Raw genomic sequence first — 23,159 nt, 5'->3', positions numbered from 1 at the left:
CAGTTGGTGTTGTGGTTCAAATCACTGCAAACAACTTGATTTAGTTATAAAGCTAGATACAATATCCAACTCAAATATACCTGTTAATAACTCATTTGATGAAAGTTAGGCATACACAATGTGTAAATAAGACCCAACGAATAGTCATAAACAGTTGTGCTGGCGACAATAGCAAGAGTGAACCACCTGATCCCTTCCCGAACTCAGAAGTGAAACCTCTTAGCGCTGATGGTAGTGTGGAGTTATCCATGTGAGAGTAAGTCATCGCCAGCTCATTAATTCTAAATCCCCCTCCGCTAATCGCTGAGGGGGATTTTTTTATGCAAGGAAGGTTAAATAATAAAGGAATCAATCGTCTAATTGAGATTTAGGATTGGTTTCTACATACTGATTAACTTATTTATCGATCATGACATTTAATCTATCTAACATTTTTATTTTTAGATTTTTAAAAATATTGGATAGTCGATCAAATTTTCATAGTTTGTTAGCAATATCTTTAAATGGAATAATGAGTATGTCTAATAAAATTCAATTTCAACTGAAAAAACTTCCTTTAATCTCATGTGCGTTGTTAAGCTGTTTGGCTTTTGGGCAAGTACATGCTGTGTCTAATGATCAGGTCAAACAACTGGTTGAATCAGAAAAAAAGAATTATTTAAATACTCTAGAGGCTTTAGTCAATATTGAGTCGGGGAGTAAAGATCTTGTCGGCGTGAGTAAGATCGCTAAATATGTCGCCGAACAATTAAAAACGACAGGTGCTGAGGTCAGTATTGTAGAAGCTAAAGATATATATCGTATGGATGATACACCCCAACAGACTGGTCCAATGGTAAAAGCTGTTTTAAAGGGTAAAGGCAGCAGTAAAATTATGCTAATTGCTCATATGGATACGGTGTATTTAACAGGGATGTTGAAAGACCAACCTTTTAAAATGGAAGGGGATAAAGTTTTTGGTCTCGGAATTTTAGATGATAAACAGGGGGTTGCTGCGATTATTCATACGCTTGATCTTTTGAAAAAGTTGAATTATCAAGATTATGGCATGATTACAGTCTTACTTAACTCCGATGAGGAGATCAGTTCGCCAGGTTCACGCAAACTGATTACTGAAACTGCACAAGACCAAGATGTAGTTTTGTCATTTGAAGGTGGTGGTAAAGATGGTAGTTTACGATTAGCCACCAGTGGGATTGGTGCAGCATATTTAGAGGTTCACGGGAAATCTGCACATGCAGGGGTTAAGCCTGAAGCAGGCATAAATGCACTGACAGAATTATCACATCAAATCTTACAGTTACAAGACTTATCGAATCCTAAAACAGGCTTGAAATTAAACTGGACTGTAGCGAGTGCAGGTAAAGTGCGTAACGTGATTCCAGACCTTGCGACTGCACAAGCAGATGTTCGTGCTTTGCAAGTTAAAGATTTTCAGCAAGTGGAACGTGTATTACAGGAAAGGATTAAACGTAAAAAGTTAGCTGATAGTGAAGTTAAGTTAAAGTTTGAAATGCGTCGCCCACCTTTAATGGCAAATCCACAGGCAAAAAAATTGGCTGAACAAGCACAGCTTATTTACAAAAATGATTTTAACTTACCAATGAAGGTCTTAGCTGAAGCAACAGGTGGTGGTACAGATGCCGCATTTGCTGGCTTAAATTCGAAAGCAGCGATTTTAGAAGGCATGGGCTTATCTGGTGATGGTGCACATTCGAATAATGCTGAATATATTCTGGTCGAAAGTATTGTGCCGCGTTTATATTTAGCGACAAAGTTGATTATGGATTTATCGACCGCTCAAAAATAATAAAGTTGGTATGAAAGAACTCAACTGATTTGAGTTTTTACATCATGAGAGATGGTGTTTATTTTTAGCAGCATCTTTCATTAATCTAAATATTAGAATCTTATAAGAAAATGGATGAGCTCTTAAATAAAAACTATATCAAGTGAGGGATGTTCTGAGAGATCGGCATAGCTATAGTTGATGTTAATTTTTCATTCTTTGCTGCCTAATTCACCTGAATCTGTTGGGTTTCGGTGCATTGTCTCTACTGTCCTAAGTGATTGGACCTTAGTCTTTATTCTTTAAGGAATGAAGGGTCAGCTTTTGTCTCTTCACTGTCGAATTGTTTCTTTTTAAATAAAAACTTCGAAATTACGTTTGCATAAAAAAATAAATGATAACATGCTGTATATGATGCTTTTTTAACCAAGCAAGCTGAATGTAATTCATGGTAAAATGATCGGCTTTCATCTTTGATCTTTATTTGAGATCTTTCATCTGCCAGCCGAGAATTGCTAGCCATGTCTACTGCTTATACTATGCAGACCGCGCCTAAAGCGTTGTTTGATTACGACAAATATTGGGCGTCATGTTTTGAACCTGCGCCATTTTTGCCGATGTCGCGCGAGGAAATGGACCAACTCGGTTGGGATAGTTGTGACTTTATTTTGGTCTGTGGTGATGCGTATATCGACCATCCATCATTTTGTTCGGGCATTATTGGCCGTACGTTAGAAGCACAAGGTTTCCGTGTCGGGATTATTGCACAACCTGATTGGACTAATGTTGAAGCATTCCGCGTTTTGGGTAAGCCAAATATCGCTTGGGGTGTGACTGCTGGGAACATGGATTCGATGATCAACCGTTATACGGCTGATCGTAAAATTCGTTCTGATGATGCCTATTCACCAGATAATTTACCCAATAAACGTCCAGACCGTGCAGCAACCGTATATTGCCAACGTGTACGCGAAGCATTTCCAGATGTACCTGTATTGTTAGGTGGAATTGAAGCATCTTTACGTCGTATTGCACATTATGACTATTGGTCAGACAAAGTTCGTCGTTCAGTGTTGATGGACTCAAAAGCCGATCTTTTGATGTATGGTAATGGTGAGCGTTCAATTACTGAAGTGATGCATCGCTTAGCCAAAGGCGAAAAGATTCACGAAATTACAGATGTTCGTGGCACGGCATTTATCGTGAATAAATTAAACCGTCCATCTAAAGCCAAGTTTGTGGAAATCGCATCGAATGATGTGGATACCATTGGCCGTGTTGATCCGATTATCAATCCTTATGTAATGACTGAAGATTTAGATGGCTGTGAAATTGAAAAAGATAAGGGTAATTCTTTAACCCAATACCAAAATTTCCAAAAAGAAATTGTGACGAATCAAATTGTTCGTGAAGGGGATCAACTTGATCCTGATACACAAATTGTGCAATTACAGCCGTCTTCAAAGGCAATTAAACATAAATTACCGCCGCGTGAACTGGCTGTGATTCGTTTGCCTGCATTTGAAGCAGTGGCAGATGATCCCGTTTTATATGCACATGCCAACCGTATTTTGCACCTTGAAACCAATCCAGGAAATGCTCGTGCATTGGTACAAAAGCATGGCGAGCGTGATGTCTGGTTAAATGCTCCACCGATTCCGTTAACGACGGAAGAAATGGACTATGTATTTGATTTACCTTATGCACGTCTACCGCATCCTGTCTATGGGGAGGCGCGTTTTCCTGCATTTGATATGATCAAGTTCTCTGTAAATATCATGCGTGGCTGTTTTGGCGGTTGTACGTTCTGTTCTATTACGGAACATGAAGGTCGTATCATTCAAAACCGTTCTGAAGAATCGATTTTACGTGAAGTTGAAAAGATTCGTGATACTGCACCGGGTTTTACCGGCATCATTTCTGACTTGGGTGGACCAACTGCAAATATGTACCGTTTGCATTGTAAAGACCCTGAGATTGAAAAGAACTGTCGTAAACCATCCTGTGTTTATCCAGGTGTTTGTCAAAACTTACATACAGATCATGCACCATTAACACAGTTATATCGTAAAGCACGTGAACTCAAAGGCATCAAAAAGATCCTGATTGGTTCAGGCTTACGCTATGATTTAGCGGTGTTAAACCCTGAATATGTCAAAGAATTGGTTCAGCATCATGTCGGTGGTTATTTAAAAATTGCGCCTGAACATACCGAAAAAGGTCCATTGTCTAAGATGATGAAACCGGGCATCGGAACCTATGATCGTTTCAAGCAAATGTTTGATCGTTTCAGTAAGGAAGCAGGTAAAGAGCAATATTTAATTCCGTACTTTATCGCAGCGCATCCGGGTACGACCGAATATGACATGATGAATTTGGCGATTTGGTTGAAGAAAAATGGTTTCCGTGCCGATCAGGTACAGACTTTCTATCCATCACCAATGGCAACCGCGACCACCATGTATCACACGGGTAAAAACCCATTAGCTAAAGTGGCGCGATATACTGAAGATGTTGATATTGTGAAAGGTGAGAAGCGTCGTCGTCTGCATAAAGCCTTCTTGCGTTATCATGATCCAAACAACTGGCCATTATTACGTGAAGCTTTAAAGGAGATGGGCCGCCAAGACTTGATTGGTAACTCGAAACAGCATTTGATTCCAACCTATCAACCGCAAGGGACAGAAGGTCAGTATCAGTCTGCTCGTAAGAAAAACTCAACCGTGGATGGTGATTCGCAAAAACGTAATGGTGATAGCCGTAACCAACAAGCGAAAAATCAATCTCGTCCATCAAATACCAAGAAGCGTCCTGAACGTGGTCAGATTTTAACGCAACATACAGGTTTACCACCGCGCGAAACAGGTGACGCCAAGAAGCCATTTGGACATTCCAAGTCAAAACCGAAGTCTAAGTCACGTGCTTAATGGCAATTGAATATAAAAAAGGATGCTACGGCATCCTTTTTTAGGATCAATCTTTTTTATTGCGTTAGAAAAATAGCTTAGAGATTGGCTTTTTTGCCATCCGTCGGGAAAATTGGGTCAATCCGAAGAATCATATTGCACGTGAATGAATCACTCTATTACAGTGTAGATAGGCTACAGAGCCAAAATTTCATTCGGATTAAAACAAAACGTGTTACAACGGATGACATTGCAAAAAATTGTTTAGTTTTATCAGCGTTTGTTTGATTTTAGCTTTAGTTTTTTTATTGCGTGGTTTGGGTAAATGGTCAGTAGGTTATACTGATCGGATAAAATAGGTTATACTGATCGGATAAAAATCGGTGTGATACCGAAAATTATAATAAAGATGAAAAGGATACAAATATGACAACTTATATGGTAATTGGTAGCGTGTTGTTGATACTGGTCATGATTTTAGCGAGTAAAGCGTTGATCCCTAAGACCAAGCAGCAAGATAGTGCATTAAGACAACGTGCTATTTTTAGTATGCATGAACAACTGACTTATACTCGTTTGAAAGAAATTTTACCGCATCATACTGTGCTGGCACATGTATCTTATGATGCCTTACTCACTACAAAATTTTCGCGTACACGAAATAAATACCGCAATTTGGTGGCTGATTTTGTCATTGTGGATAGTGCACAACAAGTTTTGGCAGTGGTTGCTTTAGAAGATCCGCTTTCACTGAAACGTCCACAAAAGGCACAGTTTCAGGATGCGATCCTCGATATGGCTGGCTATAAAGTGATTCGTTATGAAGAAGTGCCTGACTATCATCAGTTACGTGAAGATTTTTATGGCGATCTCTATGCCTCATCGCGTTTGACTAAAGATAAGCATGCGACCAAAAAATATGATTACTATAATGCAGCACAAACTCGAAAATTACGTCTGATCGGCTAACTGAATCTCAGCGTTCATCATAAAAAACATGAAGATTTATGCTTTTTATGATGCGTGTATTTTTTATGTAGGTTTCACTGCAACAACGGTTAACTCTACCAATACTCGTGGATCATAAAGTTTAGCTTCAACACAGGTACGGGGTAAGGCATCAATGTCTGCAACCCAAGCATCCCAAACTTCGTTGAAAGCGGCATAGTCTTTTTCAATGTCTTTTAAATAAATCGTCACAGATAAAATATGGCTTTTATCTGTGCCTGCATCAGCTAAAAATTGGTCAATCATGTCGAATGTTTGTTGGGTTTGACCTTTAATATCGAGATCAAAGTCAGACGCCAGTTGACCTGCCAAATGAACGAGGTTGCCAGCAATCGCAACTTCAGAAAAACGATTTGAGACATGCAAACGTTGAACCGTCATGATGTATGCATCCTGTGTGATGAGTATAAAAATAGAACATAAAAAGTAGTTCAATAGCCTACCACAAACTCATGTATGACAGATGGCTATGATGTTGGCTTTCAATCAGGTGCAGAATTTTACAGCGTGAAGGATTCTATCTCTTGCTGTAAGTACATGTGAACAGAGGATGGGTTCAATATCTTGACGTGGGAATTACAGAAAATGAAGCAACGCGATTAATAGGTAAATCTTATGCGGGCTTTATAACAGTATATTTAAAAATATTGGATTATTCTGATGCTAGAGCACTGCTCTGTAATATAGAGGCGGGAATACCATATAAATATCAGAGATGTCCTGTAATCTTCGGATTTGATCGTCACGCCAATCACAGGACGTATGCTAAAAGTAAAGGTAAGTTTTAGCATCTCAGCGGTTACATGGATAAATGCAGCGCGTCATTAGATTACTCTAAAAAAACAGTTTGTGAATGCTAAATTGCATTATTTTTGTTCTTTTGATTAAAAAGTGACTGATTGAGCATTCAGTTCGACCATAAAGAGAGCTGGGGTGGAGGCTCTTGAGTCGAAAGTGCATAGACCCCAACACCGATCAGACGAAATTGTTGATCCGGTGTGATTTGCATTTCTTTGAGTAAGATATCTAAGGTCATTTGCAGTTCAGTTTGATGCTTTAATGGTGTTTTGAAGCTTTTACTGTGCTGTAGGGTTTGAAAGCTTTTCAGTTTCAATTTGACAGTGACACCGCGGGCATACAGTTGCTTTTTCTCTAAGCTTTGCCAGACTTGTGCAATCAACTTGGGCCAAAATGGGAGACACTGTTCAATAGTTAAATCATCATCAAAAGTGGTTTCTTTTGAAATTTGCTGACGTTCTCGTTCCGCTTGTACAGGACGCTCATCAATCCCTTGTGCATAGAGATAGAGCTGTTTGCCATACTTGCCAAAATGATGAATCAGGATATTTTCATCCACATGCTGTAAATCACCTAAAGTTTCAAGTTTGAGTGCATGTAATTTTTCTTGCATGACTTTACCCACTCCAGGGATTTTTTTAAGCGGCAAGTGCTGAATAAACTGCTGAACTTGTGAGGGTTTAATTACACAGATACCATTCGGTTTATTCCAGTCCGATGCAACTTTGGCTAAAAACTTATTCGGTGCAACACCCGCAGAGGCGGTCAGTCCTGTGCTCTGAAAAATATCAGCACGGATGCGTTCAGCAACTTCTGTGGCGCTGGCCAGTTGTTGTAAATTTTCCGTCACATCTAAATAAGCTTCATCTAAGGAAAGCGGTTCAATGAGTGTGGTATAACGCTGAAAAATTGTATGAATTTGCGCTGAGACCGCACGATATTTAGAGAAATTAGGTTCAATCACCACCACTTGAGGGCAGCGTTTTTTGGCTTGAGTCATCGACATGGCAGAGCGGAGTCCGTAGCGACGTGCAGGGTAGGATGCAGCTGCAATGACGGCACGAGGGTGGTGTGAAGAAATCACCACAGGTAAATGCTTTAAGTCGGGACGATCAAGTAACTCCACCGAGGCATAGAAGGCATCCATGTCGATGTGAATGATTTTTCGCATGCTGAATTTTAATATTGAAACCTAAACCAGTATTGCACTATTCAGATCGATTGCGTAGTCCTGTATGTGGCATAAGCGACAGAGTTTGACTTGGTGTTTTTTGTATTTGAACTTCAATGATGAGCTTGGAACTGCTTACTTGATTGGTAAGTTTTGTGGCAGTTGATAAAGTCCTTGGCGCTCTAAAAAGCTGATCCAATCTTGTTCTGAACCCTGAAATACATTGAGATCCACCAAGGTTGGTATGCCTTTAATTTGACCTTGGCTGGTGTGTTGCCAAAAGATCCATTTCGGATTGCCTTTGAGCTCAGGCTGGCCTTGATATTCACGAATCCAAAGGGGAGTTTGTTTAAATTCATCGACTAAAACAATATTATAAAATGCTTTAGAAGTATAAAAAATGGGTTGCAAACCATAGTGTTGATACAGTTGGTCGTGCATGACCTGAATTTCTTTGAGTAGCTGTTCTCTGGTGTAGGTGTTGATACAGGTGCTGTCATATTCCAAATCAATCACAGGCGGCAAACTATCGGTTTTCTTCGGTACAGTTTCGATAAAGTTCTGGGCCTGAATCTGGCCATCACGGCATAAACGATAAAAATGATAGGCTCCGACCAAAAAGCCTTGTTCACGGGCTTTGAGCCAATTGTCCTGAAATTTACGGTCTTTGAAATCGCCCCCTTCAGTGGCTTTTAAATAAACGAATTTAAACTCTTGGGGAGAAATAGATTGCCATTGGATGTCGCCCTGATGATGAGACACATCAAAGCCTTTTACTGGATACTCTTGGGCAGATGCGACATTGTTCTGTAAGAAAAAATAGGTGATCCCCAGTCCGACACATAGCATCACTACACAGGCAAGTATGTAATAGGGATATGAGGTTTTTGACGGCGTGGAAACTTTTTTTCTTGCGGACATGCTTTTGCAGGTATTGGTTTTTAGCTCATCATCATAGCTCGAATTTGCGGAACTGACCATGATGATTATGGTCAGTGAATAGCGGTACTTTGTATCTGTTATTCATCCACGGTATCTTTAGGGATGTACCAGAAAATGGCTGCGGTAATTAGGTTAATACAGCCCAAAACAATTAAGGTGTTATGGAATGCCATGACGATGTGATCTGTGCCCCAATATGCCGTAAAGACATTAACCAAAGTACCTGCCAGAGCCACACCAATACTCATCGACACCATCATGATCATCGACAAGAAACTGTTGCCACTGCTGGCATCTTGTTGTGGCAGATCTTTCAGCGTGAGGGTATTCATAGATACAAATTGCAGTGAGTTCAGCATACCAAAAACAAAGAAATGCAGCGCGCGCAGCCAGGTTGGGGTGTCTGCGGTATTGAGGGCAAAACTGGCGATACATACACCGACCAATAAGGTGTTAACCAAAAGCACATGGCGATAACCAAAGCGCTGAATCAAGTGACGAATGATGGGTTTGGAGGCCAGTGAACCCAACACGGTCGGAATCATCAAGAGTCCCGTCACAAAAGGTTCAAAGCCGAAAGCCACTTGGAGCATGAGTGGCATTAAAAAGGGCATGGCATTGCCACCGAGGCGAGCAAAGAAGTTACCTAAAATACCCACGGCATAAATGCGGTTACGAAACAGTTTACTGCGAAATAGCGCATTTTGATGTGTATGTGCATGATAGGCATACCAAAGCGCAGTCGCCAAGCTCAGTACAATCAGCCCAATACTCCACCATAAAGTCAGGTGCGGACTGGCAAAATTTTCAATCCCTAAAGATAGTCCTGCCATGGTGATCACCAACAGGATAAAACCCCAAAAGTCAAAACGCTGCACATTCTGCTCGGTGACATTCGGCATGGCTTTAAAGCTAATCAGAACCCCTAACAGTCCCATGGGGAGGTTAATCAGGAAAATCCAATGCCATGTACTGACTTCGACCAACCAGCCCCCGAGTGTTGGACCGATCAGTGGGCCAATCAGTCCCGCGAGACTCATCAAACTCATGGCCGATAAGAACTGCGTCCGCGGAATGACCTTGAGCATGGCTAAACGGCCAACAGGGAGCAATAATGCACCACCGATGCCTTGTAGCACGCGATAGAACAATAATTCATTTAAACTTTCAGAAAAGCCACAGCCCAGCGAGGCAAGGGTAAAAATGATAATGGCACTGAAATAGGTATTGCGCACTCCAAAACGGTCGGCGAGCCAGCCACTCAAGGGAATACAGGCAGCAACGGCAAGCACATAGGCCACTACCACGCTATGCATTTGCAGCGGGTCTTCATTCAGACTGGCTGCCATAGCCGGTAGAGCGGTATTCACAATGGTGGTATCTAAGCCTTGCATAAAAAAGCCAATCGAAACCAGAAGTACCAAAAGACGGTACTCAGGAGCGAGTGCTTGATGGGTCGGCGTTTGGTTCATAGATACAACAAAGTGAAATTTTTAAACAGTTTAGCTTAATTTAAGTTGGACTGTTGTTGCGAATGTACATTCATCACATGCCATTAAATTGACATCTCTACGTCATGTGTTTGCAACGCGTGCATCATACATTGGTCAAATTTGAACCGATATTTAGATCATGATGAATAAAACATATAGTGCTGTCTTTTTAGCATGCATGGGGTTGGGCTTAGCGGGGTGTAATGACAGTGATGATGCGCAAACTATCACATCACCGCCTGTGGTAGAGGAAGCCACGCCGAATAGTATTGAACTGGTTCATCTTGCAAGTTATGAATCGGGGATATTTGGACAAAGTGCAGCTGAAATCCCTGCCTATGATGCTGCGAGTAAGCGTCTGTTCGTGGTGAATGCACAAAAAGGTATGGTCGATGTTTTAGATTTCTCCCAACCAGCGCAACCGACATATATCCAATCTTTGGATGCCAAAACTTATTTAGCCAATTCCGAGGTGAATAGTGTCGCGGTGCATAATGGCATTGTGGCGCTTGCGGTTCAGGCTGAGGATAAAACCCAAACCGGTATTGTGGCTTTTTTTAAAGCACAGGATCTTTCCTTTATCAGCCAAGTCAACGTGGGAGCTTTGCCAGATATGTTGACCTTCACGCCTGATGGTCGAAAAGTACTGGTAGCGAATGAAGCGGAACCGAATGAAGGGTATCAAGTCGATCCCGAAGGTTCCGTCAGCATTATTGATATTTCAGATATTCAAAAACCAACAGCAATCATTGCGGGCTTCCGCGCATGGAATGACCGTAAACAAGACTTATTAGATGCAGGCATTCGTATTTTTGGCCCAGACATCAGTCAATACCCAAATGTAGCGACCGCAGGTATTCAAACGACTACCGTTGCACAAGACCTAGAGCCTGAGTACATCGCAGTCAGTACTGATGGTAAAAAAGCATGGGTCAGTTTGCAGGAAAACAATGCCATTGGGGTTTTAGACCTAGCAAAAAATCAATTTGTTGACCTTTTCCCGATGGGCTACAAGGACCATAGTTTGCCTGAAAATGCCTTGGATGGAAGTGACCGTGACTGTGCTATTGGTCAAGACTCTTTGGGACGTAGTATTACAGAATGTGCAAAAGATGCAGGCATGATTAATATTAGTTCTTGGCCAGGGCTATATGGCATGTATATGCCCGATGCCATTGCATCATACCAAGCCAACGGTAAAACCTATTTGGTCACAGCCAATGAAGGGGATGCCCGTGAATGGCTAAGGGATGAAGCCAAATACTTTGAAGGCGGGGACTTAAATGCTGGTTATGCAGAAGAGATACGCATTAAACATTTGTTTAAAAAAGCAGGTTTTGATGCCAAAGGCGATTATGCCGCGCATTTACGTCAGCTTGCACCGGGCGTAAAAGGGGCGAAATTAAACCCCGAGGTGTTTAAACCTTGTCAAACGGCTGACGCAATAGAAGTCTGCGCGGATAATTTAATTAAAGATTCACAAATTGGACGTTTGACCATTAGTTGGACGCAAGGTTATCAAAAAGATCCACTAACAGGTCTACCGAAGCTAGATGAAAATGGTCGTCTGACTTATGACAAATTATATGCTTATGGTGGCCGTTCGGTGAGTATTGTCGACCCTGAAACCAAGCAGATTGTGTGGGACTCGGGGAGTGAGTTTGAGCGAAAAATTGCGGAGTTGTTTCCACATCAATTTAATAGCAATCATGAAGCATTTAAATTTGATGACCGTAGTGATAATAAAGGCCCTGAACCTGAAGGCGTGACGTTGGGTAAAATTGGTGCAAAGACCTTTGCCTTTATTGGACTTGAGCGTGCCAGTGGCATCATGGTGTATGACATTAGCAACCCGAATCAGGCTAAATTTGTTCAGTATCTGAACCATCGCAATACCAATGAAACAGAAGTCACGAAGCAAGGTGACTTAGGCCCAGAAGGTTTGATTTTCATCGCGGCGAAGAATTCACCCAATGGTCACCCGCTATTGGTGGTCGGAAATGAAGTCAGTGGTAGTACAGCGGTTTATGAAGTCAAACTCAATTAAAAAACTGAGTTTTGAATTTGAAAAAAGAGCACTACGGTGCTCTTTTTTATGGCGCTACAAAAAATATATGACAGGGATGTCATGAAAATGAAATAAAACCGTCATAATCTTTGGCAAACGTCCAAGGGCATTGTCTTGGAATAAATTATTCAAAAGGTTGGTTTTATGACAATCGAAATTTTGATGGTGATAGGCTTCTGTTTAGCCGCTTATTCTATCGTCGGAAATGATGTGCCACAGACATTAGGTACGTTTATTTCATCCAATGCACATCGTCCATGGTGGGTGCTTTGGCTCTTTATCAGCAGCATTTTGGTGGTGGTGTTGATTTATGGTTGGTATGCATCCGGTGTGGGTGATGCATCATATGGCCGTTTAGAAACGATTCCTTTTCCTGAGGGTGGGGTCACGTGGCTCTATATTGTGCCACCGATTTTACTGTTATTTTTAACCAAATACGGAATTCCCGTCAGTACCACTTTCTTGGTTTTAACCATTTTCTCGCCTGCAAGTTTAGGCTCGATGATGGTGAAATCGATGATGGGCTATGCGGTGGCCTTTGTGGTTGCGATTATTGTCTATCGTTTTGTGATGCGCCAAGTCGCAAAGTATTTTGCGAAAACCCGTAATCAAGAACCGTCGCATATTTGGATCGGACTACAGTGGGTCTCTACGGCTTTTCTGTGGAGTCAGTGGCTGATTCAAGATTTGGCCAATATTTTCGTCTATGTACCCCGTCAAGTGCCGTTTTCATTTTTACTGTTTGCCATCACGGTCTTTGTGGTGTTGTTGGCGGTGATTTTGTACCAACGTGGTGGTGCGATTCAGAAGATTGTCGATACCAAAACAGGTGTTACTGATATTCGTGCAGCGACTATTATTGACTTTATGTATGCCCTGATTTTGTTGGTCTTCAAAGAGTGGAGCAATATTCCAATGAGTACCACATGGGTATTCTTAGGTTTACTTGCAGGTCGTGAGTTTGCAATGTCGATGATTTTTGATGAAGTGAACAAACACCGCACTTCGCGTAACGTCAGTAAAGATGCGATGAAATTGATGTTTGGCTTAGCCATGTCCGTGATTTTGGCGACCACACTGCCGTGGTTCTATAATTTTGTCACCCATTATGGGCAATAACCGCACATGTTAAAAAAGCGAGCACTAGGCTCGCTTTTTTATGGCATTAAGAACAGGGTTTAAATGGCAAAGTGTGCTGGACTGCCGAGGTTGGCAATGGCTGAATAAATCTGTTCAGCGTGGTTGCATACAATTACTTTTGCGCGGTGCTGTGGCGGTAGAAAACCTTCTTCTACTGCATGATCCAACTGGGCAATCAGTGCGTCATAGAAACCATTGACGTTATAAATCATCATCGGTTTTTGGTGTTGGTTCAGTTGTCCCCAGGTTGCCACCTCTAAAATTTCTTCAAAAGTGCCTAAACCACCGGGTAGTGCGACAAAGGCGCTTGCACGTTCGGCCATTAAGGCTTTGCGCTCATGCATGGTTTGTACAACATGTAATTCGGTCAGTTGGTGATGCGCAATTTCATAATCCAGCATAAATTCTGGAATGACGCCGACTGCTTCACCGCCGTGGCTAATCATGGCATCGGCCACTTGTCCCATGAGGCCAATGCTGGCCCCCCCATAAACCAGACCAAAACCCTGTTTAGCTAAACCTTGTGCCAGTGCAATCGCTTTTTCTTGATAAATCGGTTTATTGCCTGAACGAGAACCGCAGTAAAGTGCGATCAGAGGTTGAGTGGTTTGAACATTTACTTCAGTGTTGAGAGAGGATATTTTTAATTCACTATTCATGGCGTATGTTTTTACCTTTTGCTTTATCTACTTTTTCTCTCTTAGTTTAAGCAAGAAATGTGACGGCAAGCTGTATTTAATCTAACAATCGGGTAATAATTTGTTAAATACTTTAAAACAGTGCGCTTTTGAAAAAAAGATGAATTTCATGTAGATCTTGCCTATACTTATTTCCTGTTTTACAACACAAGAACGAACATGGGTAGTGGTAGTTGTCGCTCAAGACATCTTCAGTTTTCCGAAAAAAATTACAGCCATTGGGGCTGAATCTTCCTTTTCATCCGCTTAAGTTGCGTTATGCACCGTATATTTCCCCTCGACAGGAGCAGATCACATGATATTTGAATGGATGTCTGATCCTTCTGCGTGGGTGGGGTTACTCACCTTAGTGGTGCTGGAAATCGTGCTGGGGATTGATAACTTGGTTTTTATTGCGATTTTGGCGGAGAAACTTCCACCAGAACAACGCAATACGGCCCGTGTTGTTGGTTTGATCCTTGCACTCTTAATGCGTTTGGTGCTGTTGGCCTCAATTGCTTGGGTGGTGACACTGACCGAGCCGCTGTTCCATATCTTCGACCATCCTTTCTCAGGACGGGATTTGATTCTTCTGTTTGGTGGGGTGTTTTTACTGTTTAAAGGCACCATGGAACTGCATGAGCGTATTGACGCCAAAGTGGTTCAAAAAGAAGAAAGTCCAGCCAATGCTGTGTTTTGGATGGTGATCGTTCAGATTGTGGTGTTGGATGCTGTATTTTCCTTAGACTCGGTGATTACCGCAGTCGGTATGGTTAAACACCTGTCTGTGATGATGATTGCGGTGGTTATCGCCGTGGGCATTATGCTGTGGGCATCCAAGGCTTTGATGGAGTTCGTCAACAAACATCCAACCGTGGTGATTTTGTGTCTCGGCTTCTTGATGATGATCGGTTTCTCATTGATTGTAGAAGGCTTTGGTTTCCATATTCCAAAAGGTTACTTATATGCCGCGATTGGTTTCTCGGTGATTGTTGAATTCATCAACCAAACCATGCGCCGTAATCAAGAAAAAATGGTCACCACCACAGATCTTCGCTATAAAACTGCATCTGCGGTGCTGCGAATGTTGGGCGGTAAAAGTAGTGATCATGCCTCTGAGCCTGAAGATGTACTGGCAACTCGCGCCTATGCGGATGAAGTATTTGATCCTGAAAATGGGGTCTATCATAGTGTCTTGGTGCAAGGGGTGCTGGGTTTGTCCGAGCGTCCTGTGAAGTCCGTGATGACCCCACGTCCAGAGTTGGAGTGGATTGATTTAGAGGATGAAGAAGCTTCAATCAAATCACAACTACTCAGTATTACGCATTCACGTTTAATCGTGGCACGGGGCGAGTTAGACAACATCGCTGGTGTGGTGCTGACCCATAAAGTTTTGAATGAATATATCGAAACCGGTGTACTCGATTTTGATAAACATTTACGTGAACCTGTGATTGTGCATGAAAATGCGCAAGTCCTGATGGTGATGGAACAATTGCGTCAAGCGCCGTTACAAATGGCTTTGGTCTTGAATGAATATGGCTCGATTGAAGGGATTGCCACGCCGATTGACGTATTGGAAGCGATTGCAGGGGAGTTCCCCGATGAAGATGCTGAAGACAATGTGGCTGAAAGTTTGGAAGATGGCAGTTTGATGCTCGATGGTTCCACTGATATTCGCCATGTGTCGTTATTGTTGGATCGTGATTTGGTCGATGAGTCTGATCAGTACTCAACCTTGTCAGGCTATATCCTCTTTCATTTAGGTCGTTTACCCGAAAATGGCTCTAGCCTTGAAGCAGATGGCTGTATTTTTGAAGTGGTGACGATGGATGGGCACAAAATTGAAAAAGTGCATGTGATTCCAAAGTCAGATCTGCACAAGGAATCATCTTAAAACAAACCTTAATCTGGTTTGAACAGGTTAAAATAGCTCGCACTGTCGAGCTATTTTTATGGAAAAATCATGAGTAATGTTGAGTGTCCGTGTGGACAGGGTGAATATAAGCAGTGCTGTCAGCCTTTGCACTTGGGACAAAGTCATGCGCAGAGCGTGGCTCAACTTATGCGCTCACGTTATAGTGCTTTTGCTAAACAACAAATTGATTACATTGTACAAACCACAGCGTTGGGGCAGCAACAGGCTCTAGATGTTGCAGCAATTGCAGAGTGGAGTCGAAGCAATCAATGGTTGAAGTTAGACGTCGTGCAGGCCAATGAAAAACTCGATAAAAACCATGCCATGGTCGAGTTCAAAGCCTATTATCATGATGGTACATCGCCACAGATATATCATGAAATTTCACATTTTGTGAAACATGCAGAGGCATGGTATTTTTTAGATCCAACCACTGAAATGCATATCACCATGAAACAAGCGTGCATCTGCGGTTCAGGGAAAAAATTTAAACAATGTTGTGCACAATTTTTATAATTTTAAGCAAATTTGGCTTAGAATAGCGCGCATCAATTAGCCTATATGGAATCCAGGCGATGTTACTCACTATTATTTATATTATAGCGATCACAGCAGAGGCAATGACAGGTGCACTGTCGGCGGGTCGGCGTAGTATGGATTGGTTTGGTGTGGTGATTATTGCCTGTGTCACAGCACTGGGTGGTGGTTCTGTCCGCGATGTGTTGTTGGGACATTATCCGCTGACTTGGGTCAAGCATCCTGAATATTTGATGCTGACCTGTTTTGCCGCTTTTATGACGATTTTGATTGCTAAGTGGATGCGCCATTTACGCAACATTTTCTTGGTGCTCGATGCTCTTGGCCTGATCGGTTTTACCATCATTGGCTGTCAAATTGCCTTAGAAATGGGACATGGTTTTGTGGTGTCTGCGGTTGCTGGAGTTCTGACAGGGGTATCAGGCGGTATCTTACGTGATATTTTGTGTAATGACGTCCCTTTGGTCTTCCGCCGTGAACTGTATGCCAGTATTTCTTTTGTCGCGGTGATTTTCTATTGGGGCTGCATTCAGCTCGGTTTATCACTTGAGCTGACCGTGATTTCGACTTTGATCTTTGGTTTTAGCTTACGTCTAATCGCGATTTACTTTGGCTTAGAAATGCCGAAATTCATTTATCAAGACGATGATGAGCAATCTGCTTCCTCGAAAGATGCCAGCTAAAATAGCAGTGATTTGACTGCCTTATTTGTATAAAAAAAGCACATAATGATAAAGCCTGTTGAGAAAGCAGCCCGCTATCTTTTCCCGCTTTAGAGGCCGAGCTATGGATTTAGTTTCTCGCATACAACGCTTACCGATCGGTAAATTTCACTACACCTTATTGTGGGTCATTGGCTTGGGCTGGATGTTCGATGCCATGGATACGGGGCTGATTTCTTTCATTTTGGCAAAAATGGCCGAAGACTGGCACATGAGCCCAACCGAAAAAGGTTGGGTGGTCTCCATTGGCTTTGTTGGAATGGCGATTGGTGCAGTGTGTTCAGGGGGCTTGGCCGACCGCATTGGACGTAAAACAGTTTTTGCCGCGACCCTAGTGATTTACAGTTTAGCGACGGCGGCCTGTGCTTTTGCCCCGAACTTAACGTGGTTGTTGGCGTTTCGTTTTATTGTGGGTTTAGGCTTAGGTGGACAGTTGCCAGTAGCGGTGACCTTGGTCAGTGAATACATTCCTGCGCAGGTGCGTGGGCGTTTTATCGTGCTGCTAGAAAGTTTTTGGGGTCTAGGTTGGCTTTGCGCTGCATTGGTGGCGTATTTTGTGATTCCAAAATTTGACTGGCATATGGCTTTCTTAATCGGTGGGATTCCTGCACTGTACGCCATTGTGATTTGGTTCAAGGTGCCTGAGTCAATTCCTTATCTCATCAACCGTGGTCGCATTGTGGAAGCGCATGCTTTGGTGCAGCAGATTGAACGTCAATGCGGTGTGGAAGTCGTTGAACATATCATCGTTAAACCGGTGGCAGAGAAAAAGACCGTGTCTTTTACCCAGCTCTGGTCGGGGGCATTTGCGCGTAGAACCTTGATGTTATGGTTGATTTGGTTTGGTATTGTCTACTCGTATTATGGCATTTTTACATGGTTACCGAGTTTGCTGGTGAAGCAGGGGTATAGCATTGTTCAGTCTTTTGAATATGTCTTGGTGATGATTTTGGCACAGCTGCCAGGCTATGTGGCCGCAGCATGGCTGGTCGAAAAGCTGGGACGTAAAGCAACCTTGGCTGGTTTTATTGGCATGTGTGCAGTTTCCGCGTATTTCTTTGGTCAAGCTGATACTGTGAGCATGATCATGTTCTGGGGTTGTTTGATGTCATTCTTTAACCTCGGTGCATGGGGCGTGTTGTATACCTATACCCCAGAGCAATATCCAACCAATATCCGGGCTTTTGGTTCGGGCTGGGCATCGGCCATTGGTCGTATGGGCGGCATTGTCGCACCGATGGTGGTGACGCATATGATGGTACAGAGCAATGGATTTAGTGCGATTTTCATGATGTTTACCGCGGTATTGCTTGCGGTGGCAGCGGTAATTTTGATTTTGGGTGAAGAGACCAAAGGCAAAACATTGGAAGAAATTGGACTGTAATTTAGTCCGCGCTGAAGATTGAGAGTCAGATGTGCTGAGACTCTCAGTCTTCAATACACTTCAACATAAAATCTAGATGATCGATCTGAAAATAGCCGAGAACTAGATCCAACTCAGCAATAAAAAATTCAGTCTGCTCGGCTGAAATGTGGCTTCTCAAAGCTGCATTTTGATAAAAGTTAGCCCCGTGCATGATGAGGCTATTTAAATAGCTGCGACTTGATTGATGCAATCTATCCAATTGGTTGTGTCGTATTTTGGGCGAGGATGCCCCAACTTTTTGTCGATCGTATCGATCAAGTTGAGAAGACTGAAGTTGCTTAACCATTTTCATTGATGAGCAGAGATGAACACAGGAACTGAACTTCAAAATAATTAGTTGCTCATTTTAAAAAAAATGGATAATTTTACGACACTAGGAACATCTAAAGACGCAATTTGTCGTAGTGGTGTACGCTTTCACTTGTATAGGCAGAGCCTGCGACATAGCATAAGAACTTAAACAAAAAACGATTAATTAGGATGACAGGTTGTTATGACGAACCTTGCGCATCAAGCGACAGAAAACCGTTCCGTAGCAGAATTTACTGAACAAGCATATCTCAATTACGCCATGTACGTGATCATGGATCGTGCCTTACCGCATATCAGCGATGGCTTAAAACCTGTACAACGCCGTATTGTGTATGCCATGAGTGAATTGGGGCTGAAACACAGCGGTAAACCCAAAAAATCTGCGCGTACCGTTGGCGATGTACTCGGTAAGTATCACCCGCATGGTGATTCGGCCTGCTATGAAGCGATGGTGCTGATGGCGCAGCCTTTTAGTTATCGTTATCCGTTTATTGAAGGTCAAGGTAACTGGGGTTCTCCCGATGATCCGAAATCATTCGCTGCGATGCGTTATACCGAAGCCAAATTATCTCAGTATAGTGAAGTGCTTTTGTCTGAACTGGGACAGGGGACTTGTGACTGGCAGGATAACTTTGATGGTTCGATGAAAGAGCCCGTGACTTTACCTGCACGTATTCCGAATATATTGTTAAATGGCACCACAGGCATTGCAGTTGGTATGGCTACGGACATTCCGCCACACAACCTGCGTGAAGTCGTGAAAGGCACCATTGCCTTAATTCGTAATCCAAATTTAAGCGATGAAAAAGTTGCAGAATATATTCCTGCACCCGATTTGCCGACCAAAGCAGAAATTATTACGCCACCTGAAGAGCTGTTAAAAATACAAAGCACAGGTCGGGGCAGTTACCGTATGCGTTCGGTGTATCGCATCGAAAAAAATGAAATTGTGATCACGGACTTGCCTTATCAAGTGTCAGGCTCGAAGGTCATTTCACAAATTGCAGATCAAATGCAGGCGAAAAAACTGCCTTTGGTCAGTGATATTCGAGATGAATCAGATCATCAAAACCCAACCCGTTTGGTAATCGTACTGCGCTCAAATCGGATTGATGCTGAAGCGGTGATGAGTCACCTTTTTGCCACCACCGATCTTGAGTCGAGCTATCGGGTCAATATGAACATGATTGGTGCGGATGGCCGTCCACAAGTGAAATCGATTCGTCGTATTTTGCTGGAGTGGATTGAAATTCGAAAGGAAACTGTTACCCGTCGTCTGCAATATCACCTGAATAAAATTGAAAAACGTTTACATATTTTGGGCGGTTTGATTATTGCCTATTTAAATATTGATGAAGTGATTCGTATTATTCGTGAAGAAGAACAGCCCAAAGCGGAGTTGATGTCACGTTTTAATATTGATGACATTCAGGCCGAAGCCATTTTAGAACTCAAGTTGCGTCATTTGGCCCGACTTGAAGAAATGGAAATGCGCCGTGAGCAAGAAGAGTTAGAGGCCAAAGCTGCACTGATTCGTGAACAGTTGGCCAATCCTGAGTCTTTAAAGACTTTAATCATCAATGAACTCAAAGATGATGCGAAAAAATATGGCGATGACCGTCGTTCACCAATCGTGCATCGTGCAGAAGCGACGGCGATGAGTGAGCAAGATTTCATGCCTGCTGATCCTGTGACTGTGGTGTTGTCTGAGGCAGGATGGATTCGTTCAGCCAAAGGTCATGAAGTTGATGCTGAAAACTTGAACTTCCGTGCAGGCGATCAATACCTCAGTCATGCGCAAGGTAAATCTAATCAGCGCGTGTATGTGCTGGATGAGTCAGGACGTAGTTATGCCCTAGCCATTAATAGCCTACCGTCCGCGCGTGGTCTGGGCGAACCGTTGAGTTCAAAATTGTCCCCAGCCAGTGGTATTGGTTTTAAACAAGTCTTTATTGCTGATGATGAAGCCGAAGTCATAGCGCTAAGTAGTAAAGGATATGGGTTTAAAACACAGGCAAAACAGTTAGATACCAATGCAAAAGCAGGGAAAGCCTTCTTAACTTTACCTGAAAAAGCCACAGTCATGCCGTTAACCAGTGTTGATCAGGCCACCCATTTGGCATTATTGACCTCAACGGGTCGTTTGTTGATTTTAGAGTTGTCAGAGTTACCTATTTTGAATAAAGGTAAAGGTAATAAATTGATACAACTTGAAGAGAAAGATCAAATTGTATTCATGACAAGATTAACGCTAGATGAAATACTGCAAGTCGTTGCAGGACAGCAGCAACTAAAATTGAAGGGTGATGACTTGCAAAAATACATAGGCAAAAGAGCATCAAAAGGGCAGTTATTACCACGTGGTTATCAAAAAGCAAATAAACTGTTAGTTCAGAGATAAAACTAGCATCCATTGATCAAAATACGTTATATATGATATGTATGCGGGAAATGGATGCAGTATTAAGCAACACAAGTTAAATAAAGAGCGCTTAATATTGAGAACAATAGTTGAAATTTAAGGATTACTGATAGGAGAATCGGGCGATATGGAAAAAATTTGGTTCGCAGAATACCAAAAAACGGGGATTCCAGAGACTGTAGAATTACCACCAGAAAACACGTCATTAGTCGATGTTTTTGAACGAAATTTCCAAAAATTTGGCTCTCGTGATGCTTTTATCTTTATGGATAAAGTGCTCACTTTTAGTGAGTTAGAGGAAGCAAGCCGTAAATTTGCAACATATTTACAAAGTCTGGGCCTAGCAAAAGGCTCACGTGTCGCTGTGATGATGCCGAACGTTCTTCAGTATCCTATCGTTGCTTTGGGTGTATTCCGTGCAGGTTTAGTACTGGTTAACGTCAATCCACTGTATACCGCGCGTGAACTTGAACATCAGTTAAATGACTCGGGTTCAGAAGTTTTAGTGATCATCGAAAACTTTGCCTCTGTTTATCAAGCGATTAATGGTAAAACGCCAGTTAAACATGTTGTGATTGCCTCTGTAGGTGACATGTTGGGTGCATTAAAAGGCACACTGGTGAACTTTGTATTACGTTCTGTGCGTAAGCAAATTCCAGCATGGAATATTCCTGGCCATATTCGCTTTAATGCGGCAATGTCGAAAGTTAGTGCGAGTAACTATAAGCGCCCGAACTTAACATTAAGTGACACAGCAGTGCTTCAGTATACTGGCGGCACTACAGGGGTATCTAAAGGTGCAGAATTGACGCATCGCAACCTTGTGGCGAACATGTTGCAGTGTGACGGTATTTTCCAAAGTAAATTTGGTGCACAAGATGGTCAACCTGATGACCGCATTTTCTGTGCCTTACCGCTATATCATATTTTTGCGTTCATGGTTTGTGCGATGTACGGCATGTACAAAGGCCAAGCCAACGTTTTGATTCCAAACCCGCGTGATTTACCTGCGGTGATGAAAGAATTACGTAAATACCAACCGTCATTCTTCCCAGCAGTGAATACACTATTCAATGCTTTAGTGAACAATGAAGAGTTTAAGCAACTCGACCACAGCAAATTGAAAATGGCGATGGGTGGTGGTATGGCGGTGCTTCCTTCTACAGCAGAAGCGTGGAAGCGAATTACTGGAACCAACATCATTGAAGGTTACGGCCTATCTGAAACTTCACCTGTGGCAACGGCAAATCCGCCAGCGTCAGAAGAATTTAGCGGCACGATTGGTATCCCATTACCATTGACTGAAGTTGCAATTTTGGATGATGATGGGAAGGAAGTTGCACTGGGTGAACAAGGTGAGATTTCAATCCGTGGTCCCCAAGTGATGCGTGGCTATTGGAACCGTCCAGATGAAACGGCTAAAGTGATGACGGAAGATGGTTTCTTCCGTACAGGTGACATTGGTGTCATGGACCCTCGCGGCTATGTGAAAATTGTAGACCGTAAGAAAGACATGATTTTGGTGTCAGGCTTTAACGTTTACCCTTCAGAAATTGAAGAAGTGGTTTCAAAGCATCCTAAAGTATTGGAAGTAGCTGCCATTGGTGTACCTGATGAAAAATCAGGTGAAGTACCAAAACTCTTTGTGGTGAAGAAAGATCCATCTTTAACCACAGAAGAAGTATTGGCATTCGCGAAAGAGAACTTAACGGGTTACAAACGTCCGCGTTATGTTGAATTCTTGGATGAGTTACCGAAATCAAACGTAGGTAAAATCCTACGTAAAGATTTACGTAAAACAGCTTAAGTTCAAATAAAAAAAGCGCCGTC

General features: G+C 42.4%; 17 protein-coding genes and 1 rRNA gene. 12 read left to right on the top strand and 6 right to left on the bottom strand.

What is annotated here, in order from left to right; all coding sequences use genetic code 11:
- The first annotated feature begins 158 nt into the window (after positions 1–158).
- Positions 159–273 (top strand): 5S ribosomal RNA (rrf, locus tag AC4CU3_RS07895).
- 244 nt (positions 274–517) lie between these two features.
- Positions 518–1,810: a M20/M25/M40 family metallo-hydrolase gene (locus AC4CU3_RS07890; protein WP_080543918.1), complete on the top strand. Its 1,293-nt coding sequence runs from the start codon at positions 518–520 to the stop codon at positions 1,808–1,810.
- A gap of 274 nt (positions 1,811–2,084) precedes the next feature.
- On the opposite strand, the gene AC4CU3_RS07885 is transcribed toward AC4CU3_RS07890, so the two are convergent.
- Entirely contained in the window at positions 2,085–2,312 is a 228-nt protein-coding gene (locus tag AC4CU3_RS07885) for a hypothetical protein (protein WP_228128224.1), read from the bottom strand.
- Here AC4CU3_RS07885 and AC4CU3_RS07880 point away from each other — a divergent pair.
- Complete coding sequence (locus AC4CU3_RS07880; protein ID WP_039890347.1) at positions 2,311–4,716, top strand: YgiQ family radical SAM protein; 2,406 nt, start codon at positions 2,311–2,313, stop codon at positions 4,714–4,716. The two genes, AC4CU3_RS07885 and AC4CU3_RS07880, sit on opposite strands and share 2 nt — an antisense overlap.
- Positions 4,717–5,121: 405 nt before the next feature.
- Complete coding sequence (locus AC4CU3_RS07875; protein ID WP_005401019.1) at positions 5,122–5,664, top strand: DUF2726 domain-containing protein; 543 nt, start codon at positions 5,122–5,124, stop codon at positions 5,662–5,664.
- 63 nt (positions 5,665–5,727) lie between these two features.
- Here AC4CU3_RS07875 and AC4CU3_RS07870 read toward each other — a convergent pair whose 3' ends face one another.
- The 4 genes from AC4CU3_RS07870 to mdtD form a co-directional block, all read right to left on the bottom strand.
- Positions 5,728–6,084 carry a RidA family protein gene (locus AC4CU3_RS07870; protein ID WP_005401018.1) on the bottom strand — a complete coding sequence of 119 codons (357 nt, stop codon included), beginning with the start codon at positions 6,082–6,084 and terminating at the stop codon, positions 5,728–5,730.
- A 526-nt stretch (positions 6,085–6,610) separates the two neighbouring features.
- Entirely contained in the window at positions 6,611–7,672 is a 1,062-nt protein-coding gene (gene dinB, locus AC4CU3_RS07865) for a DNA polymerase IV (RefSeq protein ID WP_005401017.1), read from the bottom strand.
- A gap of 135 nt (positions 7,673–7,807) precedes the next feature.
- Entirely contained in the window at positions 7,808–8,593 is a 786-nt protein-coding gene (locus tag AC4CU3_RS07860; protein WP_411692111.1) for a glycoside hydrolase family 25 protein, read from the bottom strand.
- Positions 8,594–8,691: 98 nt separating this feature from the next.
- The gene (gene mdtD, locus AC4CU3_RS07855) at positions 8,692–10,086 is read right to left on the bottom strand and encodes a multidrug transporter subunit MdtD (RefSeq protein WP_005401015.1); all 1,395 of its coding nucleotides are present in this window, start codon (positions 10,084–10,086) and stop codon (positions 8,692–8,694) included.
- 160 nt (positions 10,087–10,246) lie between these two features.
- On the opposite strand from mdtD, the gene AC4CU3_RS07850 reads away from it, so the two are divergent.
- Positions 10,247–12,154: a choice-of-anchor I family protein gene (locus AC4CU3_RS07850; protein WP_279044806.1), complete on the top strand. Its 1,908-nt coding sequence runs from the start codon at positions 10,247–10,249 to the stop codon at positions 12,152–12,154.
- A 165-nt stretch (positions 12,155–12,319) separates the two neighbouring features.
- A complete protein-coding gene (locus tag AC4CU3_RS07845; protein ID WP_004978518.1) occupies positions 12,320–13,294 on the top strand; it encodes a hypothetical protein in 975 nt (324 codons plus the stop codon).
- A gap of 59 nt (positions 13,295–13,353) precedes the next feature.
- On the opposite strand, the gene AC4CU3_RS07840 is transcribed toward AC4CU3_RS07845, so the two are convergent.
- Positions 13,354–13,974, bottom strand: a complete 621-nt coding sequence (locus tag AC4CU3_RS07840) for an LOG family protein (protein ID WP_279044809.1) — start codon at positions 13,972–13,974, stop codon at positions 13,354–13,356.
- Between the two features lie 334 nt (positions 13,975–14,308).
- Between AC4CU3_RS07840 and AC4CU3_RS07835 the strand changes: the two genes are divergently transcribed.
- The 6 genes from AC4CU3_RS07835 to AC4CU3_RS07810 all read left to right on the top strand — a co-directional run bounded on the left by AC4CU3_RS07835 (position 14,309) and on the right by AC4CU3_RS07810 (position 23,136).
- Complete coding sequence (locus tag AC4CU3_RS07835; protein ID WP_004692886.1) at positions 14,309–15,889, top strand: TerC family protein; 1,581 nt, start codon at positions 14,309–14,311, stop codon at positions 15,887–15,889.
- 69 nt (positions 15,890–15,958) lie between these two features.
- Positions 15,959–16,426, top strand: a complete 468-nt coding sequence (locus AC4CU3_RS07830; protein WP_279044811.1) for a YchJ family protein — start codon at positions 15,959–15,961, stop codon at positions 16,424–16,426.
- 59 nt (positions 16,427–16,485) lie between these two features.
- On the top strand, positions 16,486–17,130 hold the full coding sequence (locus tag AC4CU3_RS07825) for a trimeric intracellular cation channel family protein (protein WP_004692884.1): 645 nt from the start codon (positions 16,486–16,488) through the stop codon (positions 17,128–17,130).
- A 103-nt stretch (positions 17,131–17,233) separates the two neighbouring features.
- On the top strand, positions 17,234–18,553 hold the full coding sequence (gene niaP, locus AC4CU3_RS07820) for a niacin transporter NiaP (protein ID WP_078389578.1): 1,320 nt from the start codon (positions 17,234–17,236) through the stop codon (positions 18,551–18,553).
- A gap of 535 nt (positions 18,554–19,088) precedes the next feature.
- A complete protein-coding gene (gene parC, locus AC4CU3_RS07815; protein ID WP_279044816.1) occupies positions 19,089–21,308 on the top strand; it encodes a DNA topoisomerase IV subunit A in 2,220 nt (739 codons plus the stop codon).
- 148 nt (positions 21,309–21,456) lie between these two features.
- Positions 21,457–23,136: an AMP-binding protein gene (locus AC4CU3_RS07810; protein ID WP_004692881.1), complete on the top strand. Its 1,680-nt coding sequence runs from the start codon at positions 21,457–21,459 to the stop codon at positions 23,134–23,136.
- The last annotated feature ends 23 nt before the right edge of the window (positions 23,137–23,159 follow it).

This window comes from Acinetobacter sp. 802_lipA (assembly GCF_058242885.1).
Note: the sequence above shows the minus strand (reverse complement) of the source record. Positions and strands in the feature narration are given on the sequence as shown.

Bases quoted from the DNA above. Each gene is read 5' to 3' on its own strand.
- AC4CU3_RS07890 (WP_080543918.1), top strand. From the start codon at position 518: ATGTCTAATAAAATTCAATTTCAACTGAAAAAACTTCCTTTAATCTCA.
- AC4CU3_RS07880 (WP_039890347.1), top strand. From the start codon at position 2,311: ATGTCTACTGCTTATACTATGCAGACCGCGCCTAAAGCGTTGTTTGAT.
- AC4CU3_RS07885 (WP_228128224.1), bottom strand. From the start codon at position 2,312: ATGGCTAGCAATTCTCGGCTGGCAGATGAAAGATCTCAAATAAAGATC.
- AC4CU3_RS07875 (WP_005401019.1), top strand. From the start codon at position 5,122: ATGACAACTTATATGGTAATTGGTAGCGTGTTGTTGATACTGGTCATG.
- AC4CU3_RS07870 (WP_005401018.1), bottom strand. From the start codon at position 6,084: ATGACGGTTCAACGTTTGCATGTCTCAAATCGTTTTTCTGAAGTTGCG.
- dinB (WP_005401017.1), bottom strand. From the start codon at position 7,672: ATGCGAAAAATCATTCACATCGACATGGATGCCTTCTATGCCTCGGTG.
- AC4CU3_RS07860 (WP_411692111.1), bottom strand. From the start codon at position 8,593: ATGTCCGCAAGAAAAAAAGTTTCCACGCCGTCAAAAACCTCATATCCC.
- mdtD (WP_005401015.1), bottom strand. From the start codon at position 10,086: ATGAACCAAACGCCGACCCATCAAGCACTCGCTCCTGAGTACCGTCTT.
- AC4CU3_RS07850 (WP_279044806.1), top strand. From the start codon at position 10,247: ATGATGAATAAAACATATAGTGCTGTCTTTTTAGCATGCATGGGGTTG.
- AC4CU3_RS07845 (WP_004978518.1), top strand. From the start codon at position 12,320: ATGACAATCGAAATTTTGATGGTGATAGGCTTCTGTTTAGCCGCTTAT.
- AC4CU3_RS07840 (WP_279044809.1), bottom strand. From the start codon at position 13,974: ATGAATAGTGAATTAAAAATATCCTCTCTCAACACTGAAGTAAATGTT.
- AC4CU3_RS07835 (WP_004692886.1), top strand. From the start codon at position 14,309: ATGATATTTGAATGGATGTCTGATCCTTCTGCGTGGGTGGGGTTACTC.
- AC4CU3_RS07830 (WP_279044811.1), top strand. From the start codon at position 15,959: ATGAGTAATGTTGAGTGTCCGTGTGGACAGGGTGAATATAAGCAGTGC.
- AC4CU3_RS07825 (WP_004692884.1), top strand. From the start codon at position 16,486: ATGTTACTCACTATTATTTATATTATAGCGATCACAGCAGAGGCAATG.
- niaP (WP_078389578.1), top strand. From the start codon at position 17,234: ATGGATTTAGTTTCTCGCATACAACGCTTACCGATCGGTAAATTTCAC.
- parC (WP_279044816.1), top strand. From the start codon at position 19,089: ATGACGAACCTTGCGCATCAAGCGACAGAAAACCGTTCCGTAGCAGAA.
- AC4CU3_RS07810 (WP_004692881.1), top strand. From the start codon at position 21,457: ATGGAAAAAATTTGGTTCGCAGAATACCAAAAAACGGGGATTCCAGAG.